A 22,190-nucleotide genomic window follows, 5' to 3' on the forward strand; every position below is an offset into this window, starting at 1 on the left:
TTTCGTCTCCTGCGTTCCCACACAACGTGGTGCTTGTGCGGGCCATCGTGTGCTTCGCAGCGCAGGCCGTGTTGACGAATCGCAATGCGCCGTTCAGCGCCAGGGCAGGGTATAGCGAAGACCGATGGAAGCGGCTTCTTGCCGCGGTGCAGCAAGCAACCTGCTGCCGTCGGCATAGGGGAAGGAGATGTTGGCGCAGCCGTATGCCCAGTCGTTCCAGCGGGTGTGGCTGTAGCGCAGGTCGAGCCGCCAGTGCGCCTGCTCGCCGGCCTTGCCGCGTGCGAAGAGCGCCAGCGTGCGCTGCCGCAGCCGCACGTCGGGCAGGCCGCCGCTTGCGGCGAGCAGCTCGGCGTCGCCGAGGCCTGCGGTGGTGTCGAGCGTCTGCCGGTAGCGGCTCAGGTCGTCGGCGAACGAGAGCGCCGCGCCGATCTGCAGCCGCTCGTGCGGCTGCCCGGTGAGGCCGACGCCGGCCTGCGTGCTGCGGTTGTCGAACACGATGGCGGCGGCCGAGGGCCGCGACTGCGGCAGGCGCTGGGTGGCGTGCGACACGTTGGCATCGAGCCGCCAGTTCGCCGGCAATGCGTAGTCGACGTCGAGCCCGATCCAGCGTGTGTTGGCGCCGTGCAGCCCGTAGGGGCTGGGCGAGCTGTAGCGGTCGCGCCCTGCGCGGGCCGACACGCTCAGGTGCAGGCGGCTGTCGGCCTGCCAGTCGGTCGAGAGCTGCACTTCGTCGCGGTCTCGGTCGGCCAGCGTGGGCATGAAGATGCCGGTGGCGAAACCGGTCGACGGGTCGGCGGGGTTGGTGACCTCGGTGACGCCTGCGCCGCTGTTGTCGCGCAGCCAATTGGAGCCGCTGCGCCGCGCGTGCAGCAGCGTGAGCGCGGCGCCTAGGCCGTCGTCCACCTGCTGCCGCGCGCTTGCGCGCAGCGTGGTCTCGCGCGTGTGCTGGCGCAGCGCGGTGGTGCCGGCGATGGCCGCCGTGGAAGTGAAGACGCCGCGGTCGATGGCTTCATGCTCGAGCGACAGCGAACCTTGCCGCGTGCGGTCGAGCTGGTAGAGCGCCTGCACGCGGGCACGGTCGGTCTGGTGCGGCAGGCGGCGGTTGGTGAACTGCGTGGCGCCTTCCACGTGATAGGCGGCGAGCGGTGTGCGGTCGTCGCGCTCGCGCCGGCTCAGCTCGCCGTTGATCGAGAGGCGTGGCAGCGGCCGCGAGGTGAGCCTCACCAGCAGGTGGGTGGTGACCGTCTCGCCGCCGAGATCGGTCACGCCTGCGGGTGCGCCAGGGAGCCCCGCGTCGGCGAACGACTGGCGTTGTGTGACCTGCTCGCGCGCGAGCTTTGCGGCCACGCGGGTGTGGCGGTTGAACGCGTAGCTGCCGGTGAGGTCGAGGTGGTGCGCGTTGCTGTCGGGGGGCAGTGCGATGGGCTGCTGCAGTTGCGACTGCAGGCCCGCGGCGAGCGGCACGAGCGTGCCGGTGGCGTTGTAGAGCGCGGCGGGCACCGAGGGCACGAGCGTGTCGTGCAGGTTGCGGAAGTACGAGCCGTGGTAGCCGCCCGACAACTGCCACTGCGGCCCGGCATAGGCCAGGCGCGCTTCGAGCTGCGTGTGCTCGTCGTGCAGCGGCTCGGGCAGCAGCAGCACCGCCCAGCCGCTTTCGCCCGCGCCGGGGGGTGCGCATCCGCCATCGGCGCTCGTGGGGCAGCTGACGCCGCGGCCGGTGAGCCGGTTGCCGGTGCGGCGCCCGTGCGAGAGGTCGAGGTCGAGGCGCAGGCGCGAGCTGATCGCCTTGTCGAGATGCAGGCCGAGTTCGGTGCGGCGGATGTGCAGGTCGACTTCCTGCAGGTCGGGCGCAGTCGAGACCTGCGGTTGGGTCGTGCCACCGTTCACCACCGGGCTGCTCAGGCGTTGCAAGGGCGGCTGTCGCGTGGCGTCGCGCAGCCGCAGCATCGCCTTCCAGTCGCCCGGCTGCGTGGCGCCGAGCTCGACCTCACGTTGCTGCTGCAGCGTGCCACCGCTGGCCTGCACGCTCGCGCTCGTTTGGGGGTCGTCATCGGCATGCACGGCCTGGCCGTCGATCGCCAGCAGCGCGATCACGCCTGCGCGCAGCAGCCGGCTCATCGCAGCAGCAGCGGCCCGGCCGCCGGGTTGTTGCTGCCGTGGATCTGCACGTGGCAGTTCATGCAGCTGCGGCCCTGCCACATCGTCACCACGTTCTTGCCGTTCGACTGCCCGGTGACGAGCGGCGTGCCGCCCGGCACGGCCGGCGTGTAGACGCCGCGTTGCCCGCCGAGTGCGCCCACGCCGCCCGCCACGTGCGGCGTGTGGCACTGCTGGCACAAGAGCGGCATGCGCACGCGCAGCATGCCGGTCACGCTGCTGCCGTGCGGGTCGTGGCAGGTGGCGCAGTCGTCCATCACCGGCTCGTGCGGCTGCACGAAGGGGCCGCGCTTGTCGGCATGGCAGCCGTGGCAGGTGGCGTTGGTGCTGTCGCGGCGCACGAGCTTCGGCCCCGCCGAGCCGTGCACCGCGTGGCAGTCGGAGCAACCCATCGCGCCCTCGGGCAGCGGGTGGCGGAAGGCCTTGCGGAACTTCGCCTGCTGCTCGCGGTGGCAGCCCGCGCAGGCCTGCGGTTCGGCCTGGCGGGTGAGCACCGCATCTTCGGCCGCGTGGAGGCGGTGGCAGTCGGTGCAGGCCACGTTCGCGGTCTCGTGCGCACTGCCGGGCCAGAGGGCATGCCGGCTGTTGCCGCGGTGGCAGGCGAGGCACACGCCGCTTTGCTCGGCGGGCGGCGTTGACCCACCGAACTGCCGGTCTGGCGGCGCGCGTCGTGCAGCGCCAGGCGGCTTGTTGGCATGCGAGACGCTTGGGCCGTGGCAGCTCGTGCAGCCCGATCCACGCGCCTCCCGGTGCACGGTGTGGGCGCCTTGCTTCAGGTCGGGCTGGCCGAGCGGAGCGTGGCAGCGCACGCACGACGCCGACGGGTCCTGGGCTTCATCGGCCGCGCACACTGCCGTCGCCACGCCGCATCCCCACAAGCACCAGGCGAGGAGAACGGCGGCTCTCATGGCGCTTGCCGCCGGCTAGCGCTGGCTATGCACGCGGTCCACGCCCATCACGCCACCGCTGCCGTGGCAGTCGGCGCAGATCTCGGTGTGGCGAAGCGACCAGGCCTGGCTCTGCGTGCCGAACGAGGCGCCGCCGTAGGCCGACACGTGCGCCCGCGCCTGGGTGGAGTCGTGGCACGCGGTGCACGACGCGGCCTTGGGCGAGATCACGAGCCACTGCAGCGGGTCGGTCACACCGGCCGGCTTGGACACCACCGCACCGAGTTGCCCCCAGTCGACACGGTGGGAGCCGTTCACATGGCAGGCGTTGCAGTCGATGCCGATGCCGCTCCAGGCGACCTCGGCCGCGTAGTTCTGCACGTCGGCGGCAAGGGGCACGCCGCCGGTGAGCGAGCTGCCGTCTTTCGCGAATGCATCGACCACGCGGTTGCCGTGCGTGTACGGGTGGGTGCGCCGCGAGTTGCCGTGGATGCCGTGGATCATGCGCTGGAACTGATACGACTCCTGGAGCGCCAGTCCGTTGGTCATCACGGTGCTCGAGGCGCGGTTCGCGTCGTGGCACACGGCGCATGACTCGACCGTGTTGCGCGCGCCGCTGTGGAAGGCCTCGGCCAGAGTGTTCGAGCCCGAGGTCGTGCCGAGCGCGGCGTGGCAGGCGTTGCACTTTTCGTTCGAGACGATGGTGCGGCGGGGCACCAGCGGGCCGCTCAGCGCGAGGTCGGCGTGGGTGTGCTGCACCACCACGTTGACGAGTTCGCGCGGCGTCACCTCGGGCCGCGGGTCGGTGGCCCACTTGGCCTGCAGCTTCTGCTCCTTCACCTGGCCGATGCTGACCACGCGGGCGCTGCCCGCCGCCACCGCGGTGGCGGTGTCGGGCGGCACGGCGATGCGCACGGTGTAGTGGTTGTGGCCGTCGTTGTCGCCGCGGTAGGCGTACACCTGTGCGGTGTTGCCGCCGTTGTTGTAGGCCGAGAAGTCGGTGATGCCGGTCGGCTGGCCTGGCAGGTTCTGGTAGGCGAGGTAGAAGCGCAAGTTGCCGAACTTTGCGCTCGTGGGGCAGGCGAGGGTGCTGCCGCTTCCGGTGCAGTCGCCGGTCACGAGCTCGTAGGCGGCATCGCCGGCGGTCGGGTCCGAGAGGTGGTAGCGCACGGTCACCTGGCGGGTGCCGGGGTCGTAGGCGGCGCTCTCGATGTGCATCCGGTAGCGTGATGCGTTGTCCTCGTTCTGGTTCCAGTGCACCCGTGCGGTGTCGAGGTTGGAGCCTGTGAGGTGGCAGGCACCGCACTGCGCGTTGGGCATGGTGGTGGGGTCGGCGCCGCCGTTGAAGACACTGTGGCTCGCCCGCCAGGCCGAGCCGGTGCCGCTCGCATGGCAGGTCAGGCATGCGCCCTTGCTCACGACCGTCTTCCACAGGTCACCCTGCGGCGTGGACGGGGAAGCGGCGCTGTGGCACTTGCTGCAGTTGCGCAGGTCTTGCGGGTAGCCCACCTCGGCGTAGTGCTGGGGTTCATCGCGGTAGCCCCAGAGCACATAGTCTTCGCCTCCGGCGTTGGCGTCGAGCAGCGCCTTGAGGCGGCGGCCGGCGTGGATCTTGTGCGTCATCGTGGCCATGTCGAGCGTGTGGCCGCTGTTGGCGTCGGTGGTGCCGGGGTTGTGGCAGGTGACGCAGAAGGTCGTGTCGACTCGCCCGCCACCGTGGGCGCTCAGCCGCTCGTGGCAGGCGTTGCACGAGCCCGTGTCGCTCATGCGGCGGGTGAGCGAAGGGTCGGTCACCGCGACGGCGCGGCCCTGCGCGTCGACGGTGAAATCGAACGACGGGTTCACGCGCACCGTGTCGCCTGCCGCATTCACATAAGAGAGCTGCAGCGACACGCGGTGCGTGCGCGTGGGCTCGAAACTCACGCCGCGGGTCTGCGTGGGGTCGGTGATGTCGGTGCGGAAGGTGTAGGTGTAGTAGCCCTCGTCGTGGTACGTGAGTTGCGCGGCGCGCAGAGCGGCGTCGGTCTGCTTCGGGTCCATCGTGGCCTGCGGCGCGCTGGCCACGGCCGGCACGCCACCCGGGCCGACACCCGCGGTGGCCGTCTCGATGGACGATGTGTAGCTGACCCAATGCGCGGGTTCGCCGCCGCTTGCCGGCACGAGCTTCGCGATGATCGCGCTCACGTTCGACAGGCTCAGGCCACGCTTCACCGCTCCATCGGAGATGACGGTGAAGTTGACCCGCGGTGCGCTGCCGAATTGCACCGCCACCACGCCGGCCGACTGCGGCACGGTGAAGGCTGCCGCTGGATGGGCGGCGGTGTCGTTGGCGGGGTCGGCCGCTGCTGCTGCGATCAGCTCGCCCACGGGCGTGGCCGGCTCGGGTTCGGCATCGCCCCCGCTGCCGCAGGCGCCAAGCAGCAGGATCGCGGCCAGCAGGCCCGATCGCCACAGTGCCTGGAACACGACGTCGATGCGCGCCTGCAAGTGCCGAGATTCCATGATGGGGCGGCCCGTTGAGCGCGGCGTGTGCGGCGGCGCGGCTCAGCCGACGCTCAGCTCGTTGACCACCGCCCGCACCCCCGGGGCCGACCAGGCCACGCCCTGCACCGCTTCGCGCTCCTGCCACGAGTGCACGTTGCCGCTGAGCCTGACCGTTCCGTCCTCCACCGCCACCTTGATCTTGCGGGCTTCGCGCACCGCCTGGCGGGTGAGGGCGTCCTGGATGCGCTGCGCGAGGTTGTCGACCTTGACCTTGGCACGCAGCGTGATGTCGTTGCTCACGCCGACCACGCCCACCAGCGGGCGAACCGCCTTCTCGGCGGCGCGGCGCTGGTAGTCCCAATCCACCTCGCCGCGCAGCGTGACCCAGCCGGTGTCGACCGTCGGGTGGACGGCATCGACCGGCACCAGCGTGTTCCAGCGCAACGCATGCTCGGCGCTCGTGGCGATGTCGGTGTCGCTGCGCCGGTGGCTGGGCGAGAGCCGCACATCGAGTTCGAGCGCCACCGCCCGCACCCCGGCCACGCGCTGGGCAGCGCGGGTCGCGGCGTGCTTCTCGGCAAAGGTTTCCAGGTGTCCGCTGAGCGTCACCACGCCGTCGTTGACGGCCACGCCGATGTGCGTCGCGTCGATGGCCGGGTCCCAGGCGAGCTCGGCGGTCACGTCTCTCTTGAGGTCTGCATCTGTCTTCACGATCAGCTCCTTCCGGTTCAGGGCCTGGGGGTGGGGCTGCGCACCAGCAGCACGGGCACCGGCGCCTGGCGCAACACGAGTTCGGCGTCGCTTCCCAGCGCCATGCGGTTGAAGCCACGCCGGCCGTGCGTGCCCATCACGATCAGGTTGCAGGCACGCTTCGCTGCTTCCTGCACGATCGAATCGGCGGGCCGCTGCGACATCACCTCGCTCAGCACCGTCTCGCAGGCCAGGCCGGCGTTGCTCACGGTCGTGCGGCCTTCTTCGAGCACCTTCTTGCCGTGCTCGACCAGGATCGCCCGGGTTTCGTTGAAGGCCGAGACCGAGGCCATCTCCACCGTCATCGGGAAGTCGTCCACCACGGTCAGCAGCACGAGCTGCGACTTGAGCTGCCGGGCGAGGTCGATCGCCTCGTTCAGGCCGCGCGTGGAGGTCGCGCTGCCATCGATGGGAACCAGGATCTTGTCGTACATGTGAACGTCCTCGCGGCCAACCAGCGGTGGGCCCCGCCAGGCCTCGGCAAGGGCAGATCGATTCTTTCGATGCCGCTGCGCGGCGTTTTGAGAATTCGCACTGAACGCGGCGTGCACGCTCAATCGCGATAGGCCAGGAACAGCACGACCGCCCAGGCCACGAGCAGGGCCAGCACGAGCAGGCCCCCTGCGAGCAGCACCCAACTGAGCATGCGGCCGGCCCTCATCCGACGGGGCCCGGGTGTGCGTGATGGGGCATGGCGTTTCCCTTCAGTGCTGGGGTGGCGGCCCGGCGGGCTGCCGGTGGCGAACCGTCTTCACTGTGGACGCCGCGGCATCCGGTGCATTGCGTTCCATCAAGTCCTGGCTTTGACCTGGCGCAAGCCGATGCGAGGAGCACCGCTGCCCAATGGCTTGTGCTGGCTCCGAGAGGCCCGATGCGCCCCCTGCGTACCTACCTGCTGACCCTTGTCGTCGGCGCCGTGTTGCCGCTCGCCGTGCTGACCACCGTGGAATCGGTCGGCGATGCGCGGCGGAAGCGGGCCGCCGTGGAGGCCAGCCTGGTCGACACCTCGCGCTCCCTCGCCACCGCAGTCGAGCATGAACTGGCCCGCAACATCTCTGCCCTGGGCGTGCTGGCCACGTCGCCCCGGCTCGAGGCGGGAGACATCCCGGGCTTCCGCGAGGAGGCCCGGGCCTCGATGGGGCAGATGCCCTGGCTGAGCGTGTGGCTCGCCGATGCCCAGGGCCACCAGCTCATGAACCTTCTCGCGCCGCCGGGTTCACCGCTTCCGGACATCGGCGACCGCCCGCATGTGAGGCAGGCGCTGCTGAGCGGCAAGCCGGCCGTGTCGTCGGGCCTCATCATTGGGCGGTACGCGGGCCTGCCCAACGTGGCGGTCGTCGTGCCGCGCCTGCGCGATGGGAAGACCGTCTACCTCGTCGGCGCGGCGGTGCAGCCCGCGAGCTTCCACAAGATCCTGGCGCCGGCCGACCAGTACTTCAAGTCGGCCACGGCGGCGATCGTCGGCTCCGACTTCCTCATCATTGCGCGCAATCGCGAGAACGCGCGCTGGATGGGCCAGCGGGCCCGCCAGGACTACATCGATGCGGTGACGTCCGCCCCGGAGGGCTTCTCCCGGACCACCACCCTCGAAGGCGACACCGTCTACGCAGCGTATCGACGCCTGCCGGACAGCGGCTGGATCGTCGGGATCGGCGTGCTTGCATCCGAGGTGGAACACCCGATGCGTCGCGCGCTGTGGGCCTCGGCCTTCATCGGGCTGTCGGGCCTGGGGCTGGCCGGCGCCGTGGCGGTGGTGCTCAGCCGGCGCATTACCGTGCCGATCAAGCGGCTGGCGGCCACCGCGGACGACATCGCACTCGGCCGCCCAGGCGCGGTGCCGCAGCCCGAGGCGTCGGGCATCACCGAGATCGCCACGCTGGCCACCGCCTTGCAGCTTGCGGCCACGGCCACGCGCGAGCGCGACCAGCTCGCCGAGCATGCGCGTCACATCGCCGCGGAGCTGGAAGCGGCGGAGATCCGTGAGCGGCAGCAGATCGCGCGTGACCTGCACGACGAGCTGGCGCAGACGCTGTCGGCCGCCATGATCCGCCTGGCGAGGCTCCAGGCCCATGCCGACCCGGACGTCGCCCGCACCGCTGCGGAGCTGGCCGGGCTCGTGAGCCGGGCCGACCAGTCGACGCGGTCGCTCGCTGCGCAGCTCTCGCCGCCCGTGCTCTACGAGTTGGGCCTGGTGCCTGCGCTCGAGTGGCTGGCGCAGCAACTCGCGAGCGACTACCAGCTCGACATCGAGATCCAGGACGACGGCGAACCGAAGCCGCTCTCCGCCGAAGTGGCGTCGGTGGTCTTCCGGTGCGTGCGCGAGCTGCTGATCAACGTGGCCAAGCATGCGCAGGCGCAGGAGGCGTCGGTGGCCCTGCTGGTCGAGGACGACGGACGAACGCTGGCCATCCATGTGCAGGACGGCGGGCGCGGCATCGGGATACCTCTGGCCAGCGAGGGCGGGATGGGGCTATTCGCCGTGAAAGAGCGCCTGGCCCACCTAGGGGGCTCGTTCGAGATTCGTTCGATCGATGGTGGCGGCACCGATGCCACGATGCGCGTGCCCCTGGATCCGGCGAGCGGGTCTATTCATTGATCTTTGTCATGAGCACCGATCCCGCGGGGCGCATGCTCGGGTGCCGGCAGTTCGACGAAAGGGTCGCCCATGAGCATTGCAGACATTTCCCGCCAGGACGTGCTGGCGATCGATTGCGGCACGCCGGTGGCCGACGCCGCGGTGCAGATGCGCGAGCACCACGTCGGCGCGCTGGTGGTGACCACGGGCGACGGTGAAGGCGAGCGGGCGATCGGGATGCTGACCGACCGCGACCTGGTCGTCGAGGTGCTGGGGCGCCGTCTCTCATACGACGGGCTGACAGCCGGCGACGTGGCGTGCCGCACGCTCGTCTCGGTGCGTGGCGACACCGACCTGGCCGACGCCATCTCCACGATGAACAAGCACGGCGTGCGCCGGCTGCTGGTGACCGGTCAGCACGGCGAGATCACCGGCATCGTGTCGCTCGACGACGTGCTGGAATCACTCGTCGCCCAGCTGGCAGGGCTGGCCATGACGATGCGCCAGGGCATGGCGCGCGAGGCCACGCAGCGCCAGGCGCGCATCGGGCAGCGCCGGCCGGTGTTCCTGCCCTACGGCACGCCGGGCATGCCGGGCGCTTGACGCGCCGGCGCAGCGGGCGTGGGCATGTGGCCTTCCATCGACCCTTGGCTGTGGGGTGCCATCGCAGGGCAGGTGATGGCGGCGCCACTGGGCGGCCCCGAGGCCATCGCCGAATTGCGGACGACGCGGCTGCGCAGCTTGCTGGCGCATGCGAAAGCGAACTCGCCCTTGTATCGGCGCCTCCTCGACGGCATCGACCCGCAGCATGCCGGCCTGCACGATCTGCCGGTCACCCGCAAACGCGATCTCATGGCGCAGTTCGACGAATGGGTCACCGATCCGCGCCTGCGGCTGGCCGAGTTGCAGCGCTTCATGGCCGACGGCAATCGCATCGGCGAACCCGGCCCGCACGGCTACATGGCCTGGCAGAGTTCGGGCAGCTCGGGCGAGCCCGGTGTGTTCGTGCAGGACGACATGGCGATGGCCGTCTACGACGCGCTGGAAGCCCAACGCCGGCCGTGGTCGGCCCGCCGCCTCGTCGACCCATGGTTCACCGGCGAGCGCATCGTGTTCGTCGGCGCGACGAACGGGCACTTCGCGGGCATCGCCTCGATCCGCCGCTTGCGAGGCCTCAACCCCGCACTGGCCGGCCACTTCTGCGACCTGTCGTTCCTCCAGCCGACGGCCGAGCTGGTGGCTCAGCTCAACGCCTTCGCCCCGACCATCCTCGCCACCTACCCGAGCGCGGCGCTGCTGCTCGCCGAGGAGTACCGCGCAGGCCGCCTCAAGTCGCCGCCGCGCGAGGTGTGGATGGGGGGTGAGTCGCTGTCACAGGCGATGCGGCGGCATGTGGAGGAGGCGTTCGGCTGCACGGTGGTCGAGAGCTACGGGGCGTCCGAGTTCCTGGTGCTGGCCTCGCAGTGCCGCTGCGGCCGCCTCCACCTCAACAGCGACTGGGCGATCCTCGAATCGGTCGACGAGCACGGGCAGCCGGTGCCCGACGGCCAGCTCGGCGCCACCACGCTGCTCACCCACCTGGCCAACCGCGTGCAGCCCCTGATCCGCTACGACCTCGGCGACCGCATCGCGATCCATGCCGAGCGTTGCGCGTGCGGATCGCCGCTGCCGCTGGTCGACGTGCAGGGCCGGCGCGACGACACGCTGCACCTCGCGTCGAAAGGGCGGCATGTGAGCGTGCTGCCGCTGGCGGTGTGCACGGTGCTCGAAGAAGAGGCGGGCCTGGTCGACTTCCAGGTGGTGCAGCGGGGGCCGGCCGAGCTGGAGATCCTGGTCGGCGATGGTGCGCAGACATCGCCCGCGCCGGCGGACCGCGCGCCCCAGGTGCTCGCGGGCTTCCTGCAACGCGTGGGCGCCTCGGGCGTGCGCGTCGCCCTTAGCACCGGGCCGTGCCGCCACCTCGGGCCCGGCGGAAAAATCCAGCGCGTGGTGGCGCTCAGTGCGCCGATTCGTGGCGATGCAAGGCATCCGCCACACGTCGCTCCAGCTCGTCGACTCCAAACGACGTGAGGTCGAGGTCGACCGAGGCCTTCAGCGAGCGCTTGGCCGCGGGGCTGAGCTGGGATCTCAGCTCGCCCAGGAAGGGGCACGACGCGAACAGGACCACGCTGCCATAACGGCCGCTGCCGAGTTCGGCGTCGATGCGACGCGCCACCTCGTCGGCGAACTGCAGGTGCTCCTTGCGCTTGCGGCTCATGCGGGGTGCAAACGCCACGCCGCCCGGATGGCGGTCGCTGCTGCCGTGGCCGGCGCGGTCGGGCTCGAGCTCCGAGGCGCGTGCCCGGCTTTCGGTGTGTTTCATCAGGGCCAGCGGCATCAGCGGGTCATGCCGCGACTCGCGGGCGAAGAGGTGAGCTTCGCTGGCGTTGGCCACCAGCGTGAGTTCGGCTTTCATCGGGCTTCTCCAGGTTGGCTACCGCATCGACTCTAGGAACGCCGTGGGCGTGCACCTTGCGCGAAGTCAATCGGCGGCCGGTGCGCTCAGCCCTTGACGCACGTCAAGCCGCCGGATGAATACCCGTTTGCCGGTACACGCGTTTGCATCGTTTGTGGATTTCTCCACGCCACCGGGCTGCCTACAGTGGTTGCGAATCCTCAACGGCACCGCCAGGAGCATCGAAATGGGCAAGGACAGCATCGTCGAACGGGCCAGCTGGCTGCTGGAGAGCAGTGGTGATTCCGCCTACATCACCAGCCCCGAAGGCACCATCGAATACGTCAACCCCGCCTTCGAGGCGATGAGCGGCTTCGGCGAGCTCGAGGCGATCGGGCGCACCCCGGCCATCGTGAAGTCGGGCGTGCAATCCGATGCGTTCTACCGCGACATGTGGAGCACCCTGCACGCGGGCCACGAGTTCCACGGCGTGCTGGTCAACCGCCGCCGCGATGGCAGCCTCTTCCACGAGGAGAAGACCATCCGCCCCTTGTTCGACGAGGCGGGCCGCATTGCCCACTACCTCTCGTGCGGCCGCAACGTCAGCGAGCGGCTGGAGCTGCAGGACCTTCTCCAGCACCAGGCCACGCACGATGCGTTGACCGGCCTGCCCAACCGCCTGCTCTTCACGGACCGCCTCGAGCGGGCCATCGCACAGGCCGAGCGCACCGGCGAATCGTTCACCGTGGCGATGGTCGATCTCGATGGCTTCAAGGCCATCAACGACCGCCACGGCCACGCGGCCGGAGACGAGGCGCTGAAAGACATGGCGCAGCGCCTCACCGGCTGCGTGCGCGAGGCCGATACGGTGGCGCGCTGGGGCGGCGACGAATTCGCGCTGCTGCTGCGCGATGCGGGCGACACCGACCGGGTGATGAGCGCCATCGTCGAAGCGGGCCGCCAGCCGTCTGCCAGCAGCGACCGCGCGCTGCGCCTGAGCCTGGGCGCCTGCCGCTTCCCCGAGGGAGGCCGCAGCGCCGAGAGCCTGCTGCAGACCGCCGATGGCGCGATGTACCAGGCCAAGCGCGACGGTGGTGACCGCTACCGCTGGGCCATGCGCGAACACGAAGCGCCGGTCGTGGTGAAACCGACGGCTGGCGAGGCCGCGGCCATCGATGCCCTTCGCCTGCTCGAAGGCAAGGTGCCCATGTTCAGCCGCCGCCTGCGGGCGGGCGACACCCTGTACCGCGCGGGTGACAAGTTCAGGGACCTGCACATCCTGCGCTTCGGGCTGTGCAAGCTCATGAGCGTCACCGCCGAAGGGCACGAGGAACTGAGCAGCATGGTCTTCAAGGGCGACTGGCTGGGCTTCGACGGCCTCGCGGATGGCCGCCACGGCTGCAGTGCGGTCGCGGCCGACACCGGCGAGGTGTGGACCGTGCGCTACGACGCGCTGATCCTGGCCGGCGTGCGAAACCCCGCGCTGCTCGGGGCGATGCATGCCGCGATGGCACGCCAGAGCGCACGCGAGCGCGAGGCGGTCGTCACCATGCACAGCCTGCCGGCCGATGGCCGCGTGGCCGCGTTCCTCTGCCGCTGGGCCGACGACCTCGACCACTGCGGCATGCGCAACGACCACATCACCCTGCCCACCACACGCGCCGAGATCGGTGGGCATGTGGGCCTGCGGCTCGAATCGGTGAGCCGCGCGATGGCGGCGCTGGAGCGAGGGCGCCTGATCCGCTTCGCGTCGGGCAACCGCCGCAACATCGAGATCCCCGACCTGCCGGCGCTGCGCCGCTACGTGCGCGAGGCCTCGGCCAGCGCGCGCTGACAAGGCCTGCCGCGCATCAGAACATCGCCGGTGCCTCGCCCGCGGCGGCCGTGGCACCGGCGGCGTCGCGGCGGGGCGCGCTTGCGATCATGCAGTCGGTGGTGAGCACGAGGCTCGCGATCGAGCCGGCGTTCTGCAGCGCCAGGCGTGTCACCTTGGCCGGGTCGATCACGCCCATCGCCAGCATGTCTCCGTATTCGCGCGTCGCGGCGTTGTAGCCGAAGCTGCGCTCGGGGCTTTCGTCCACGCGGTGCAGCACGATGGAAGGCTCGTCGGCTGCGTTGCTGACGATGCGCCGCAGCGGCTCCTCGACGGCACGCATCACGATCTTCACACCCGACTGCTGGTCGAGCGTGGCCAGGTCGAGCGCCGCGAGCGCCTTGCGGGCGCGCAGGAGCGCGATGCCGCCGCCCGGCACGATGCCTTCTTCCACCGCGGCGCGGGTGGCATGCAGCGCGTCTTCCACCCGAAGCTTGCGTTCCTTCATCTCGGTCTCGGTGGCCGCGCCCACCTTGATGACGGCCACGCCACCCGAGAGCTTGGCGATGCGCTCGTCGAGCTTCTCGCGGTCGTAATCGCTCGTGATCGATTCGCGCTCCTTCTTCAGCGCGGCGATGCGCTCGGCAATCGCCTTGCGGTCACCCGCACCGCCGATGAGCGTGGTCGAGTCCTTGTCGACTTCGACGCGGCGTGCGTGCCCGAGGTGCTCGAAGGTCGCTTTCTCGAGGCTCAGGCCGAGCTCGGGCGAGATCACCTGCGCGCCGGTGACGAGCGCGATGTCCTGCAGCATCGCCTTGCGGCGGTCGCCGAAGCCGGGCGACTTGACGGCGCAGGTCTTCACCACGCCGCGGATGCTGTTGAGCACGAGCGTGGCCAGCGCCTCGTTGTCGATGTCTTCGGCGATCACGAGCAGCGGCGTGCCCGCCTTGGCCGCCCATTCGAGCAGCGGCACCATTTCCTTCACGCTCGAGAGGCGCTGGTCGCACAGCACGATGGCGGCGTCTTGCAGCACCACCGCCTGGCGCTCGGCATCATTGATGAAGTAGGCCGACTGGTAGCCACGGTCGAACTGCAGGCCCTCGACCGTCTCGAGTTCGCTGGCAATGCCCGAGCCGTCTTCGATGGAGATGGCGCCTTCGCGGCCGACCTTGTCCATCGCCTTGGCCACCAGCTCGCCGATGGAGCGGTCGTTGTTGGCCGAGATGCTCGCCACGTGGGCGATCTCCTGCGCGCCGGTGCAGGGTTGCGCCATCGCCTTCAGCTGGCCGACCACCACCTCGATGGCCTGGTCGATGCCGCGCTTGAGGTCCATCGGGTTCATGCCGGCGGCGAGGTACTTGAGGCCTTCCTCGATCATCCCGTGGGCGAGCACGGTGGCGGTGGTGGTGCCGTCACCGGCCATCTCGCTTGTGCGCGCCGCCACTTCGCGCAGCAGCTGCGCGCCCATGTTCTCGAACCGGTCTTCCAGCTCGACCGACTTCGCGACGACCACGCCCGAGTTCACGATCTGCGGTGGGCCGAACTCGCGCTCCAGCAGCACGGTGCGCCCGCGCGGGCCGAGCGTGACCTTCACCGCATCGGCCAGGGCATCGACGCCGCGGCGGATCTTCTCGTGGGCCTGGTCGCTGAAGATCAGTTGCTTGGCGCTCATGGTCGGGCTCCTTCGTCTGCCATCTCAATGAGGTTGCGCCGTCGAGGCGGCGGATGCGCCCAGGCCCACCTCGTGGGTGAGGCGCACCAGGTCGTCACGCAACTGGCGGCGCAGCACCTTGCCGAACGAGGTGCGCGGCAACTCGTCGCGAAACACCACGATCGACGGCTGCTTGTAGCGGGTGAGGTGCTGGCGGCAGTGCTCGCGCACGGTCTCTTCGGTGAGGCCGGGGTCGCTGCGCACCACCACGAGGGCCACCGCTTCGCCGGCCGCCGCATCGGGCACGCCGACCACGCCGCAGTCGGCCACGCCCGGGCAGGTGCGCACCACTTCCTCGATCTCGGCGGGGTAGGCCTTGAAGCCGGAGACCACGACCAGGTCCTTGGCGCGGTCGACGAACTGCACGTAGCCCTGGTCGTCCATCCGGCCGATGTCGCCGGTGCGAAGCCACCCGCCGTCGATGAACACCTTGGCCGTCTCGTCGGGCGCGCCCCAGTAGCCGCGCATCACCTGCGGGCCGCGCACGCAGATCTCGCCGGTCTCGCCCAGCGGCAGCGGGCGGCTGTACTCGTCCATGATGGCCACTTCGGTCGACGGGATGGGCAGGCCGAGCTTGCCGGTGAAGGCAGGTGCGTTCACCGGGTTGGCACAGACGATGGGCGAGGTTTCGCTCAGGCCGTAGCCTTCGACGATGGGCACGCCCATCGCCTGCTGCCAGCGCTCCGCGACGGGGCGCTGCACCGCCATGCCGCCCGCCACGCTGAGCTTGAGCGCGCCGGCGTTCGACTTCACCACGGCGTCGAAGTGCGGTGCGTTCAGCAGCGCGTTGAAGAGCGTGTTGACGCCGGTGATCACGGTGAAGCGTGTCTTGTGCAGCAGCTCCACGAAGTGTGGGATGTCGCGCGGGTCGCTCACCAACACGTTGGTGCCACCGAGCTTCAGGAACATCATCAGGTTCGCCGTCAGCGCGAACACGTGGTACAGGGGCAGGGCGGTGATCACCGTCTCTTCACCGAGCTTGAGCGCGCCGGCCAGCCACGCGGTCGTCTGCTCGACGTTGGCCATCAAGTTGCCGTGCGTGAGCGCCGCGCCTTTCGGGCGCCCTGTGGTGCCGCCGGTGTACTGGATGAAGGCGAGGTCGCCCGGGCTCACCGGCACCGACGTGAAGCCGCGCTGGTGGCCGATCGCGAGCGCATCGCGCAGCGGCGTGGCGCCGGGGATCGACCAGGCCGGGACCATGCCCTTCACATCGCGCACCACGAAGTTGGTGACCCAGCGGCGCGGCTGCGGGAAGAGGTCGCCGATCTGCGTCACGATCACGTGCTTCAAGGCCGGCAGCATGGGCAGCGCCTGCTGCAACGTGTGCGCGAAGTTCTCGAAGACGACGATCGCGCTCGCCTGTGCGTTGCCCAGTTGCACCGCCAGCTCGCTCGCGGTGTACATGGGGTTCACGTTGACGACGGTGAGCCCGGCGCGCAGCACGCCGAAGACCGCGATCGGGTACTGCAGCGAGTTGGGCATCATCACCGCCACCCGAGCCCCCTTGGGCAGGCCCAGGCCCTGCAGGTAGCCGGCGAAGCGCTGCACCAGCCGGTTGGCCTCGTCGTAGCTCAGCCCCGAGCCGAGGTTGACGAAGGCCTGGCGTGCGCCAAAACGCTCGCAGCAGTCGTCGAAGAAGTCACCCAGCGAAGGGAAGGGGTGCGGGTCGATCTCGGCCGGCACGCCGGGCGGGTAATGCTTGATCCAGGGCTTGTCCATCGCACGGTCTCCTTTGTCGTGGTCGTCACACCAACCGTAGCGCCGGGCGCGCGCGGCGCTTTGCGTCTGCTCAATCTCCGGTCGCAAAAGACCACGCCTCGTGGGTACTTGAGCGAGGTCAAGCGCCGCCAGCCGGCACGCCGCAGACTCCGGCCATGCGTGACGACACCGACGCTGCCCGCGCGAAGGCCCACCGTGCCTGCATCCAGGCCTTGCAGGCGGCGCTGGCGCGGGCGGACGGCGCGCCCGTCGAGCACATCGAGACGCACATCTCCGACCTCCTGATCACGCGGCAGACGGTCTACAAGTTCAAGAAGCCGCTGCAGCTGCCCTTCGCCGACTTCAGCACGCCGCAGCGGCGCGAGCACTTCTGCCGCGAGGAGTTGCGGCTCAACCGCCGTCTCGCGCCGGAGCTCTACCTCGGCGTGGTGCCGGTCGGTGGCACCACCGCGGCGCCGGTGCTCGGCGGCGAGGGCCGGCCCATCGACCATGCGGTGTGCATGCGCCGCTTTCCGGCAGATGCGCTGTGGTCGCGCCGGCTGGCCGAGGGCCGCCTCTTGCCGGAACACGTCGACCGCCTCGCGCGGCGCCTGGCTGCCTTCCACGCAACGGCGCCGAGTGCTTCACCCGGCTCGGGGTTCGGGGCTCCCGCGGCCGTGCTCGGCCGCGTGCAGGCGGTGCTCGCGCAGCTGCAAGGCGCTGGCGCCGAGGTGCACGACCTGACCGGCTGGGTGGCGACGCAGGGCGCAGCACTGGCGGTGGCGTTCGAGCAGCGGCGCGCCGGGCAGGCGATCCGCGAAGGGCATGGCGACCTGCACCTCGCGAACCTGCTGGTGCTCGACGACGGCGAGGTGACGGCCTTCGACTGCCTGGAATTCGACCCCGCGCTGCGCTGGATCGACGTCATGGACGACATCGCCTTCACCACGATGGACCTCAAGGCGCACGGCCGCGACGACCTGGCCTGGCGGCTGCTCGACGCCTACCTGCAGCAGCGCGGCGACCATGCCGGGCTCGAGGTGCTGCGCTTCTACGAAGTCGGCCGTGCCCTCGTGCGCGCGCTCGTGACGCGGCTCACGCCGGCCTCGGCCGGTGCGGCCGTGGACGGCGTCGACTACCTGGCCTGCGCGCGCCGCCTCGCCTTCGAGCCGACTGGCGCGCTCGGCCTGGCCATCATGTGCGGCGTGTCGGGCTCGGGCAAGTCGTGGCTGGCTGGCGAGTTGCTGGAGCTGGCGCCGGCCGTGCGGCTGCGCTCCGACGTCGAGCGCAAGCGGCTCTTCGGCCTGGCGCCGTTGCAGGCCTCGCGCGCGGCCGGCATCGACCTCTACACGGCCGATGCCACGCTGCAGACCTTCGACCGCCTGCGCGACCTCGCCCGCCAGGCGCTGCGCTGCGGCTACGGCGTGATCGTCGACGCGGCGTTCCTCGACCGCGCGCAACGCGGGATGTTCCACCGCCTGGCCGACGAGCTGCGCGTGCCCTTCGCCGTCATCCACTGCACCGCCGACCTGGCTTGCCTGCGCGAGCGTGTGAGGCGGCGTGCGGCCACCGGGCACGACCCTTCGGAAGCCACCCCCGAAGTGCTCGACCGCCAGCTGCTGCTGCAGGAGCTACCCGCCGCCGACGAGGCCGCCTGGACGCTCGCCGTCGACACCACCCACCTGGCCCACGGCGCCGGCGTGGCCGAGGTGCTCGACCGCTGGCGCGCGCACGTGGCGCGGCTGCAAGCCTCGCGCCCGGCGCCCGGCCGCTCAGGCGCGACGGCGTGACCGCGCGCGCACACGCCGCAGCAGCGTGGCGAACTCGCGTTCGAACGCCTGCGTGATCGCCTGCGGATCGGGCACCAGCCGCGCGTCGGCCATCACCGTGAGCGTGGCCTGGCCCTGGTAGCTGAAGAGGCTCAGGCCCAGCCCCAGTTCCTCGCCCGGGTGGGGCACGCAGAACATCATGCGTTCGACCGGCACGCCCGCCAGGCGCACCGGCAGGCGCGGGCCGGCCACGTTGGTCAGCACCACGCTCGCCTTGCTGCCAAAGACGAAGCTCGCCACGTCTTCCAATGCCTTGGGCCCGCGGCCGAAGAGGTCGAAGAGGGCCTGCATCGCCAGCGCCTGCGGCGAGCGCTTGAGCGCATCCATGCGTGCCTTGGTGAGCGCGAGGCGGCGCGACGCGGTCGTGGCCGAGACCGGAAGGTCGAGCGCCACGAGGCCGAAGGCGTTGCCGAGCAGGCCCATGCGCGAAGGCGGACGCAGGTTGACCGGCACCATCGCGCGCAGTGTCGTCTGCTGCACGTCGGTGCCGCATCGGCGCAGGTAGTGGCGCAGGGCGCCGGCCACGGCGGCCACCAGCACGTCGTTGACCTTCGCGCCGGCCGGGGCGGCGATGGCCTTGGCGTCGGCGATCGACACCCCGCGCGACCACGCCACCTGCTGCCCGGTCGCAAACGGGCCCTTGAATGGCGAAGGCGGGTCGGGTGTCTTGAGCAGCACGCCGGCCAGCGACGACACGGCGGCGGCACTCTGCAGCACCAGGTCGAGCACGCCCATCGGGCGGGGTGCGGGCCGCACCGTGCGACGCCGTGGCACGGCGAAGACGCGCGAGGCCACGCTCATCATCGCCAGGCCATCGCCGATGCAATGGTGATAGCGGAACACGAACGCGCTGCCACGGCCCACATGGTCGACCACGTAGGCCTGCCAGAGCGGCAGGGCGTGGTCGAGCGGCTGGCCGGCAAGCTGGCTCACGAAGGCGACCAGCGCCGCTTCGTCGTGCGGCGCGGGCAGGGCGGCGCGATGCAGGTGACGGTCGATCTCGAAATCGGCCACGTCTTCCCACACCGGCGAGGCGAGGGGCCATCCGGCCTCGACCACCCGCTGCCGGAAGCGCTCGAAGTAGAGCAGGCGCTGCTCGAGCACGCTGCGCACCTTGGCGTGCGAGAGCGGCTTGGCGGTCACGGCCACCATCGTCACGATGGCGGGGTTGGCCGGCCCGTCCATGTGCAGCCAGGCGGCGTCTACCGGGTCGAGCGGGTTCATGGGCGTTGAAGCCTCCAGGGCTGTGTCGGCGTCATCGTAGGAAGGGCCGTGCAGCGCACCTTGATCGGGCGCAAGGTGCCGCCTGCCGGCCCTTCCTACAGTGAGGCATCGACATGAAGGAGCCGACATGGACGTCCCGACCCAGGCGCACCTCACCACGCTGCGCGACCTGCTGCTCTACCGTCGCCGCGAGTTGACCAGCGATGTTCACGCGGCCGAACTGACGCGCCAGGCGGCGGTGTCGTCGTCGCCGGCCACGGAGGTCAGCACCCATGCCGAAGGCGCGGCGCAATTCGCGCAGGCCGAGGTCGACGCCGCGCAGGAGCAGCGCGACCGCGACGAGCTCGCGCAGGTCGACGCCGCACTCGTGCGGCTCGACCAGGGCGTGTATGGCGACTGCGCCGACTGCGGCGAGGCGATCGCGCTCCAGCGCCTGATGGCGCAACCGGCGGCGCTGCGCTGTGCGGCGTGCCAGGTGGCGTTCGAGCACCGGCCCGGGGCCGCGGCGCACCGCGCCTGAGCGCCCTCAGCGCTGGGATCTCACCAGCAAGACCGGCACCGGCGTGTGCCGCAGCACCGCCTGCGCCGTGCTGCCCAGCATGTGAGGCAGGCCGCGCCGGCCGTGCGTTCCCATCACCACGAGGTCGCAATCCCACTGCGCGGCCTCGTCGAGGATCACGCCGGCCACGCCCTCTTCGCCACGCTCGCGCAGCACCGTGTCGCACGGGATCCCGCGGCGACGCGCGCGCCGGCTCACCCGGGCGAGCAGTGCCTTGCCTTGCTCGTGCAGGGCGTCGAGCACGCTGCTGCATTCGGCGGCGGTCAGCATGTCGACGGCGGCGGCGGAAGGGTCGAGCACATGGAGCACGCGCACGGCGGCGCCCTGGTCATGAGCGAGTGCGAGGGCTTCGCGCAGCCCGGCTTCCGCGGTCTTGCTGCCGTCCAGCGGCACGAGGATATGGGTGTACATCGCGTGATCTGCGGTTTCGGATGAACCCATTCTGGGCAGCGGCGCGTGCGCCGGCTTGAGGCAACGCAAGCCCACGGCGCGTGGACCGCTGCACGATCGCGCCGTGAACGCGAGCCCACCCCCTCCGGCAACGCCCGAGCGGCGCGAGACCTTCAAGGTGCTCTCGCTGGCCGGGGGCGGCTTTCTCGGGCTCTACACCGCCTGCGTGCTGGAAGCGCTCGAAGCACGCGCCGGCCGGCCGCTCGCGCGCTGCTTCGACCTGATCGCCGGCACCTCGATCGGCGGCATCCTCGCGCTCGCGCTGGCCTTCGAAGTGCCGATGAGCCGGCTCGTGCGCTTCTTCGACGAGCATGGCACCGAGGTCTTCTCGACGCGTGCGCTGCCGGTCGGGCCGATGTCCAGGTTGATCGACCTCACACGCTCGGTGCTCGGCCCCAAGTACTCGGGCGATGCGCTGCGCGAGCTGCTCGACGCCGAGCTCGGCCAGCGCACGCTGGCGCAGGCCTTGCACCGGCTCGTGATCCCGGCGGTCGAGGTGAACCGTTGCCGCACCAAGATCTTCAAGACACCGCACGCGCCTGCCTCGACGGGCGACGGCGCGCTGCGTGCGGTCGACGTGGCGATGGCGACCAGCGCCGCACCCGCGTATTTCCCGGCGCAGCGCATCGGCGAGCGGCTCTACGCCGATGGCGGCCTCTTCGCGGTCGCCCCCGACCAGGTGGCGCTGCACGAGATCGAACACTTCCTGGGCGTCGACCTGGCGAGCGTCTCGATGCTGTCCGTCGGCACGGGGGCGGCGCAGTACCGGCCGTCCGAGGGCGTGCGAGACGATGCCGGTGCGGTCGGCTGGCTCAATGAAGGGCGCCTCGTGCTCACGCTGATCTCGGTGCAGCAGCAGCACGTGCAGGCGATGGTGGAAGACCGGCTGGGCGAGCGCTATGTGAGGCTCGACGCCGACTGGCCGCCCGAGGGCGGGCTCGGCATCGACGTGGCCACGCCGCAAGCGCGTCGCCTGCTGCGCTCGATGGCACGCCGCACGGTGCGCGAGGCCGACCTGCGCCGGATCGAAGCCGGCTTCCTGGCGTGATCCGGGGTGTCGCGCAGACGCCCGGCGCGACGCGGTTTCATTGCGCTGGCGCAATGCGGTGCTGCCGCCGTCTTCCAGACTGCGTGGTGGCAGCCTGCCGCCGTGAAAGGAGCCTCCCATGCGTGTCGGTGAAATCTGCACCCGGGTGCCCGTGACCTGCACGCGCGAGACCTCTCTCACCGAAGTGGCCGGCATGATGCGCGAGCAGCATGTGGGCGCCGTCATCGTGGTCGATCGCGACGCGGACGCGCGCCCGCGGCCGGTTGGCGTCGTGACCGACCGCGACCTGGTCGTCGAGATCATGGCCAAGGGGGTCGACCCGCTGACTTTCCTGGCGGGGGACCTGTTGATGGGCAGCCTGCATCTCGTCAACGAGTGCGATTCGATCTACGACGCGGTGTGGCAGATGCGCGGGCATGGCGTGCGGCGCCTGCCCGTCGTCGACGATGGTGGCGCACTCGTCGGCGTGCTGACGTCGGACGACGTGACCCGGGTGCTCGGCGAAGCGCTTTCCGACATCGCGCGCACCGTGCCCAACCAGATCCGCCAGGAGCGGCAGCTGCGGCCCTAG

Annotated in this window: 18 protein-coding genes; 8 read left to right on the forward strand and 10 right to left on the reverse strand. The window is 70.7% G+C overall.

The features are described 5' to 3' along the window. Positions 1-93: 93 nt before the first annotated feature. From RXV79_RS11280 to RXV79_RS11300, 5 genes are read right to left on the reverse strand one after another with little or no spacing between them, the layout of a single operon-like run. Complete coding sequence (locus tag RXV79_RS11280; protein ID WP_316703515.1) at positions 94-2,118, reverse strand: MtrB/PioB family decaheme-associated outer membrane protein; 2,025 nt, start codon at positions 2,116-2,118, stop codon at positions 94-96. Next, a complete protein-coding gene (locus tag RXV79_RS11285) occupies positions 2,115-3,065 on the reverse strand; it encodes a DmsE family decaheme c-type cytochrome (RefSeq protein WP_316703516.1) in 951 nt (316 codons plus the stop codon). Before RXV79_RS11285 ends, RXV79_RS11280 begins: the two co-directional genes overlap by 4 nt. A gap of 15 nt (positions 3,066-3,080) precedes the next feature. After that, positions 3,081-5,546 (reverse strand): OmcA/MtrC family decaheme c-type cytochrome, encoded by a 2,466-nt coding sequence (locus RXV79_RS11290; RefSeq protein ID WP_316703517.1) that lies wholly within the window; start codon positions 5,544-5,546, stop codon positions 3,081-3,083. A gap of 42 nt (positions 5,547-5,588) precedes the next feature. Next, complete coding sequence (locus RXV79_RS11295; RefSeq protein WP_316703518.1) at positions 5,589-6,239, reverse strand: BON domain-containing protein; 651 nt, start codon at positions 6,237-6,239, stop codon at positions 5,589-5,591. A gap of 17 nt (positions 6,240-6,256) precedes the next feature. Continuing rightward, positions 6,257-6,712, reverse strand: a complete 456-nt coding sequence (locus RXV79_RS11300; protein WP_316703519.1) for a universal stress protein — start codon at positions 6,710-6,712, stop codon at positions 6,257-6,259. A gap of 437 nt (positions 6,713-7,149) precedes the next feature. Between RXV79_RS11300 and RXV79_RS11305 the strand changes: the two genes are divergently transcribed. The 3 genes from RXV79_RS11305 (at position 7,150) to RXV79_RS11315 (ending at position 10,923) form a co-directional block, all read left to right on the forward strand. Beyond that, positions 7,150-8,874, forward strand: coding sequence for a sensor histidine kinase (locus RXV79_RS11305; protein WP_316703520.1), 1,725 nt, complete (start codon positions 7,150-7,152; stop codon positions 8,872-8,874). A gap of 69 nt (positions 8,875-8,943) precedes the next feature. Continuing rightward, entirely contained in the window at positions 8,944-9,456 is a 513-nt protein-coding gene (locus RXV79_RS11310; protein WP_316703521.1) for a CBS domain-containing protein, read from the forward strand. 24 nt (positions 9,457-9,480) lie between these two features. Further along, complete coding sequence (locus RXV79_RS11315; RefSeq protein ID WP_316703522.1) at positions 9,481-10,923, forward strand: phenylacetate--CoA ligase family protein; 1,443 nt, start codon at positions 9,481-9,483, stop codon at positions 10,921-10,923. Here RXV79_RS11315 and RXV79_RS11320 read toward each other — a convergent pair. Then, positions 10,850-11,308, reverse strand: a complete 459-nt coding sequence (locus RXV79_RS11320) for a host attachment protein (RefSeq protein WP_316703523.1) — start codon at positions 11,306-11,308, stop codon at positions 10,850-10,852. The genes RXV79_RS11315 and RXV79_RS11320 overlap by 74 nt on opposite strands. A 226-nt stretch (positions 11,309-11,534) precedes the next feature. Between RXV79_RS11320 and RXV79_RS11325 the strand changes: the two genes are divergently transcribed. Further along, positions 11,535-13,121, forward strand: coding sequence for a diguanylate cyclase domain-containing protein (locus RXV79_RS11325; RefSeq protein WP_316703524.1), 1,587 nt, complete (start codon positions 11,535-11,537; stop codon positions 13,119-13,121). Positions 13,122-13,137: 16 nt separating this feature from the next. On the opposite strand, the gene groL is transcribed toward RXV79_RS11325, so the two are convergent. Together groL and RXV79_RS11335 are read right to left on the reverse strand one after the other, a co-directional pair. Next, a complete protein-coding gene (gene groL / locus RXV79_RS11330) occupies positions 13,138-14,772 on the reverse strand; it encodes a chaperonin GroEL (protein WP_316703525.1) in 1,635 nt (544 codons plus the stop codon). 24 nt (positions 14,773-14,796) lie between these two features. Continuing rightward, positions 14,797-16,530: an AMP-binding protein gene (locus RXV79_RS11335; RefSeq protein WP_316703526.1), complete on the reverse strand. Its 1,734-nt coding sequence runs from the start codon at positions 16,528-16,530 to the stop codon at positions 14,797-14,799. A 155-nt stretch (positions 16,531-16,685) separates the two neighbouring features. On the opposite strand from RXV79_RS11335, the gene RXV79_RS11340 reads away from it, so the two are divergent. Continuing rightward, entirely contained in the window at positions 16,686-18,299 is a 1,614-nt protein-coding gene (locus RXV79_RS11340; protein WP_316703527.1) for a bifunctional aminoglycoside phosphotransferase/ATP-binding protein, read from the forward strand. On the opposite strand, the gene RXV79_RS11345 is transcribed toward RXV79_RS11340, so the two are convergent. Continuing rightward, positions 18,282-19,562, reverse strand: a complete 1,281-nt coding sequence (locus tag RXV79_RS11345; RefSeq protein WP_316703528.1) for a WS/DGAT domain-containing protein — start codon at positions 19,560-19,562, stop codon at positions 18,282-18,284. The two genes, RXV79_RS11340 and RXV79_RS11345, sit on opposite strands and share 18 nt — an antisense overlap. A 127-nt stretch (positions 19,563-19,689) precedes the next feature. On the opposite strand from RXV79_RS11345, the gene RXV79_RS11350 reads away from it, so the two are divergent. Continuing rightward, positions 19,690-20,082 (forward strand): TraR/DksA family transcriptional regulator, encoded by a 393-nt coding sequence (locus RXV79_RS11350; protein WP_316703529.1) that lies wholly within the window; start codon positions 19,690-19,692, stop codon positions 20,080-20,082. Between the two features lie 6 nt (positions 20,083-20,088). Here RXV79_RS11350 and RXV79_RS11355 read toward each other — a convergent pair whose 3' ends face one another. After that, entirely contained in the window at positions 20,089-20,532 is a 444-nt protein-coding gene (locus RXV79_RS11355) for a universal stress protein (protein WP_316703530.1), read from the reverse strand. A gap of 103 nt (positions 20,533-20,635) precedes the next feature. Between RXV79_RS11355 and RXV79_RS11360 the strand changes: the two genes are divergently transcribed. Further along, positions 20,636-21,619 (forward strand): CBASS cGAMP-activated phospholipase, encoded by a 984-nt coding sequence (locus RXV79_RS11360; RefSeq protein WP_316703531.1) that lies wholly within the window; start codon positions 20,636-20,638, stop codon positions 21,617-21,619. 118 nt (positions 21,620-21,737) lie between these two features. Continuing rightward, positions 21,738-22,190, forward strand: coding sequence for a CBS domain-containing protein (locus RXV79_RS11365; RefSeq protein WP_316703532.1), 453 nt, complete (start codon positions 21,738-21,740; stop codon positions 22,188-22,190).

The organism is Piscinibacter gummiphilus, from assembly GCF_032681285.1.
Taxonomy (GTDB): domain Bacteria; phylum Pseudomonadota; class Gammaproteobacteria; order Burkholderiales; family Burkholderiaceae_C; genus Rhizobacter; species Rhizobacter gummiphilus_A.

Bases quoted from the DNA above. Each gene is read 5' to 3' on its own strand.
- RXV79_RS11355 (WP_316703530.1), bottom strand. From the start codon at position 20,532: ATGTACACCCATATCCTCGTGCCGCTGGACGGCAGCAAGACCGCGGAA.
- RXV79_RS11315 (WP_316703522.1), top strand. From the start codon at position 9,481: ATGTGGCCTTCCATCGACCCTTGGCTGTGGGGTGCCATCGCAGGGCAG.
- RXV79_RS11300 (WP_316703519.1), bottom strand. From the start codon at position 6,712: ATGTACGACAAGATCCTGGTTCCCATCGATGGCAGCGCGACCTCCACG.
- RXV79_RS11350 (WP_316703529.1), top strand. From the start codon at position 19,690: ATGGACGTCCCGACCCAGGCGCACCTCACCACGCTGCGCGACCTGCTG.
- groL (WP_316703525.1), bottom strand. From the start codon at position 14,772: ATGAGCGCCAAGCAACTGATCTTCAGCGACCAGGCCCACGAGAAGATC.
- RXV79_RS11285 (WP_316703516.1), bottom strand. From the start codon at position 3,065: ATGAGAGCCGCCGTTCTCCTCGCCTGGTGCTTGTGGGGATGCGGCGTG.
- RXV79_RS11305 (WP_316703520.1), top strand. From the start codon at position 7,150: ATGCGCCCCCTGCGTACCTACCTGCTGACCCTTGTCGTCGGCGCCGTG.
- RXV79_RS11365 (WP_316703532.1), top strand. From the start codon at position 21,738: ATGCGTGTCGGTGAAATCTGCACCCGGGTGCCCGTGACCTGCACGCGC.
- RXV79_RS11280 (WP_316703515.1), bottom strand. From the start codon at position 2,118: ATGAGCCGGCTGCTGCGCGCAGGCGTGATCGCGCTGCTGGCGATCGAC.
- RXV79_RS11325 (WP_316703524.1), top strand. From the start codon at position 11,535: ATGGGCAAGGACAGCATCGTCGAACGGGCCAGCTGGCTGCTGGAGAGC.
- RXV79_RS11310 (WP_316703521.1), top strand. From the start codon at position 8,944: ATGAGCATTGCAGACATTTCCCGCCAGGACGTGCTGGCGATCGATTGC.
- RXV79_RS11340 (WP_316703527.1), top strand. From the start codon at position 16,686: ATGCGTGACGACACCGACGCTGCCCGCGCGAAGGCCCACCGTGCCTGC.
- RXV79_RS11335 (WP_316703526.1), bottom strand. From the start codon at position 16,530: ATGGACAAGCCCTGGATCAAGCATTACCCGCCCGGCGTGCCGGCCGAG.
- RXV79_RS11345 (WP_316703528.1), bottom strand. From the start codon at position 19,562: ATGAACCCGCTCGACCCGGTAGACGCCGCCTGGCTGCACATGGACGGG.
- RXV79_RS11290 (WP_316703517.1), bottom strand. From the start codon at position 5,546: ATGGAATCTCGGCACTTGCAGGCGCGCATCGACGTCGTGTTCCAGGCA.
- RXV79_RS11320 (WP_316703523.1), bottom strand. From the start codon at position 11,308: ATGAAAGCCGAACTCACGCTGGTGGCCAACGCCAGCGAAGCTCACCTC.